5 protein-coding genes are annotated in these 3,775 nt (G+C 72.2%); all 5 read left to right on the forward strand.

The window, feature by feature from the left end:
• A partial coding sequence (locus BFF77_RS29805; protein WP_281196638.1) for an amylo-alpha-1,6-glucosidase occupies positions 1-1,337 on the forward strand: 1,337 nt, incomplete at its 5' end.
• A 187-nt stretch (positions 1,338-1,524) separates the two neighbouring features.
• Positions 1,525-1,929: a cell division protein SepF gene (locus BFF77_RS29810; protein ID WP_066956140.1), complete on the forward strand. Its 405-nt coding sequence runs from the start codon at positions 1,525-1,527 to the stop codon at positions 1,927-1,929.
• Positions 1,930-2,135: 206 nt separating this feature from the next.
• Positions 2,136-2,486 carry a nucleotide pyrophosphohydrolase gene (locus tag BFF77_RS29815; protein ID WP_066956143.1) on the forward strand — a complete coding sequence of 117 codons (351 nt, stop codon included), beginning with the start codon at positions 2,136-2,138 and terminating at the stop codon, positions 2,484-2,486.
• Between the two features lie 144 nt (positions 2,487-2,630).
• Positions 2,631-3,107 (forward strand): DUF6099 family protein, encoded by a 477-nt coding sequence (locus BFF77_RS29820; protein WP_066956145.1) that lies wholly within the window; start codon positions 2,631-2,633, stop codon positions 3,105-3,107.
• A 4-nt stretch (positions 3,108-3,111) separates the two neighbouring features.
• Positions 3,112-3,775: LLM class F420-dependent oxidoreductase (locus tag BFF77_RS29825; RefSeq protein ID WP_066956148.1), on the forward strand; the 664-nt coding region annotated here is incomplete at its 3' end.

Here is a 3,775-nt window from a genome sequence, read left to right on the forward strand (position 1 = left end):
TGAGGAACCAGGGGGCGCCCGAGGACCAGTTCCTGGCCGCGGGCGCCCCCTGGTTCCTCACGCTCTTCGGCCGGGACTCCCTGTGGGCGGCCCGTATGCTGCTGCCGCTGGGGACCGGACTCGCCGCCGGTACGCTGCGTACCCTCGCCCGCCGCCAGGGCACCGCGTCCGACCCGCAGACCCTGGAGCAGCCGGGCAAGATCCTGCACGAAGTGCGCCGCGCCGCCCAGGAGTTCCACGACGGCTTCGCCCTGCCGCCCAGCTACTACGGCACGGTCGACGCCACTCCGCTCTGGGTCACCCTGCTGCACGACTCCTGGCGCTGGGGCCTCGCGCCCGAGCAGGTCGAACAGCTCCTGCCGAACGCCGAGTCCGCGCTCGCCTGGATGCGCGACCACGGCGACGCCGACGGCGACGGCTTCCTGAAGTACATCGACCTCACCGGACGGGGCCTGGCCAATCAGGGCTGGAAGGACTCGGGCGATGCCATCCGGCACCGCGACGGCCGGCTGGCCCGCGCCCCGATCGCGCTGTGCGAGGTCCAGGCGTACGCCTACGAGGCGGCCCGCGGCGGCGCCGCGCTGCTGCGCGCCTTCGGCCGGCCCGGCGCCGACGAGTGGGAGGAGTGGGCCGAGCGGCTGCGCGACCGGTTCCGCGCCCACTTCTGGGTGGAGGACGAGCGCGGTCCCTATCCGGCCGTCGCCCTCGACCGCGACGGGAAGCCGGTGGACTCGGTCACCTCGGGCTTCGGTCATCTGCTGGGCACGGGTCTGCTCGACCAGGAGGAGAGCGCGCTGCTGGCCGCCCGGCTCGGCTCTGCCGATCTCGACTCCGGGCATGGGCTGCGCACCCTGAGCAGCGACTCCGTGGGCTACAACCCGTACGGCTACCACATCGGTTCCATCTGGCCGCACGACACCGCGATCGCCGTGCACGGTCTGGTCAGGGCCGGATTCCCCGACGAGGCCGCGTCGCTCTCGGCGGGTCTGCTGACCGCGTCCGCGGGCTTCGAGGCGCGTCTTCCCGAGCTCTTCGCCGGGCACGGCGCGGCGAGCGACGCCTGGCCCGCGCCGTATCCGGCGTCCTGCCGTCCGCAGGCCTGGGCGGCGGCGTCGTCCGTACTGGTGCTCCAGTCCGTGCTGGGACTCAGCGCCGATGTGCCCGGCGGCACACTCACCGTCGCACCCGGGTTCGCCGAGGCGTACCGGCCGCTGGCGGTGACGGGCCTCGATGTCGCGGGCGGACGGCTGGACATCTCGGTCGACGCCGACGGCACGGCGCACATCGAGGCGCCGGCCGGTCTGGAGGTGAGGAGGGCGTACCCGACGCCGCGTTGAGACGGCCCCCGGCACCGCGCGGGACGGCGTGCCGGGAGGGATGTCCCCGTGAGCGGACGGGACCGCGGCCCCGGGCCGGAGTCCCGCCGGTTTACGTCGTCGGCCGGGCCGTGTCGCTGTTGGGCCGAACGAGTGAGGGGCGAGAGGATGGCCGGATGCAGACTCAGCGCAGGGGCGGGGTGGTCCGGTGAGCAGGTACGGCAGATACGGCGAGTTCGACGCCACCGACGAGCAGTGGGAGGGACTCGCTCAGGTCGTTCCGCTGCGTGGCCGCGACGAGTGGCCTTCCCGGGTCGACCACCGGGCCGTCACACGCGACTACGCGGCGGAGAACCGGCGCTTCATCGTCCTTCGGGTGCAGGTGTTCGGCGACGCGCGGGAGGTCGCCGACCATCTCATCGCACGGATTCCGGTGCTGCTCGATCTGACCGGCGCGGAGCCCGATGTGGCCAAGCGCATCCTGGACTTCAGCAGCGGGGTCGTCTTCGGTCTCGGCAGCGGGATGCACCGGGTCGACAGGAATGTCTTCCTGCTGGCGCCGATCGGTACGGAGGTCGAGGGCATCGCGGCGGAGGCCGTCCCCGGGTCGTAGGGGCCGTCCGGGCGGAACGGCCGGCGGTGGCGGAGCCGGGGCCTGGCGTCCCGAACCCGCCGGGCGCGCGAGCCCGCGACGACATCGGCCGCTCCGGCGTTGGACGCTCGGCGTCGGGTGCTCCGGCGGCGAGTGCTCCGGCGTCGGGTGCTCCGGCGGTGGGTGCTCCCCGATCCGGCCGGACCCGGGCGGAATACCCTGGACGCGTGACGGAACACGACGTAGCCGGATTGCAGCGCAGGCTGGCCGAGTTCGCGGCGGCGCGCGACTGGGAGCCCTACCACACCCCCAAGAACCTGGTGGCGGCGCTCAGCGTCGAGGCCTCGGAACTGCTGGAGATCTTCCAGTGGCTGACGCCGGAGCAGTCCGCGCGGGTGATGGAGGACCCCGGGACGGCCCACCGGGTGACCGACGAGGTCGCCGATGTGCTCGCCTATCTGCTCCAGCTCTGCGAGGTGCTGGATGTCGACGTGCTCGCGGTGCTCGCGGCCAAGATCGACCGGAATGAGGTCCGCTTTCCGCCCAAGCGCCCTTCGGTGGGGCCTGATTCACCATGATCGTCACTCTGCGGAGTGACTGAGTTATACACATTGAGCTCGCTGTCCAGAGATTTCCGCATTGCTCTGGCCTTTCTGTCGCCGTTACCTCACTCTGGGTAGTGGAGTGAATGGGCAGGATTGTCGTATGAACGGGGGCTGTGCATGGATGCGGAACGGCTCATCGGAGTGAGCCGGCATGCCCTGGCGGGGAGCGCGGAGGCGCTGGACGTGATCACGGAGGCCTGCCAGGCGCAGGCCCTCGCGCAGGCGATCGGCCACCGGCTGGCCCTGAGCGGACCACAGGAACTGAGAGGCGAGGCACGGGAGCTGGGCGAGGCCGGCGGGCGCGGCTGCGGATCGCCGGATCAGCCGGGGCTCTGTCCCGGCGGGACACGGGCGGCACAGCTCTCCGGGGTGCGGGACACGAGGGGTGCGCTGACCGGGCTGGGCGAGCTGCTGGGCGAGGTGGGCATCGCACTGGTCGCGGTGGCCTGTGCCACGGACGAGGAGGGGCTGTACTGGCAGTGCATCGAGGCGATCGACGCCGCCGACGAGTCGAGCGACCGGGTGGGCGGGATGCTGCGCAGACTGGCCGCACGGGAGCCGGAAGGAGGCCGGCGGTTCGAGGGTGCAGGATAGGTGCATGGATCTTCGAATCTTCACCGAGCCCCAGCAAGGGGCGACCTACGAGACCCTGCTGACCGTGGCCAGGGCCACCGAGGCCCTCGGCTTCGACGCGTTCTTCCGGTCGGATCACTATCTGAGGATGGGATCCGGCGACGGGCTCCCGGGGCCGACGGACGCCTGGATCACCCTGGCCGGGCTGGCCAGGGAGACCCAGCGGATCCGGCTCGGCACGCTGATGACGGCCGCCACGTTCCGGCTGCCGGGCGTGCTGGCCGTCCAGGTCGCACAGGTCGACCAGATGTCCGGAGGCCGGGTCGAACTGGGCCTGGGCGCGGGCTGGTTCGAGGAGGAGCACACCGCGTACGGCATTCCCTTCCCGAAGGAGAAGTTCGACCGGCTGGAGGAGCAGCTCGCGATCGTGACCGGGCTCTGGGCGACGGAGCCCGGCAAGACCTTCGACCACGACGGCACGTACTACCAGCTGACCGACTCGCCCGCGCTGCCCAAGCCCGCGCAGGGCAAGGTGCCGATCCTGATCGGCGGGCACGGCGCCACGCGCACGCCGCGGCTCACCGCCCGGTACGCGGACGAGTTCAACATGCCGTTCGCCTCCATCGAGGACACGGAGCGGCAGTTCGGCCGGGTGCGGGACGCCGCCGCGGCGGCCGGCCGCCGGGCGG

The organism is Streptomyces lushanensis (assembly GCF_001700515.1).
Taxonomy (GTDB): Bacteria; Actinomycetota; Actinomycetes; order Streptomycetales; family Streptomycetaceae; genus Streptomyces; species Streptomyces lushanensis.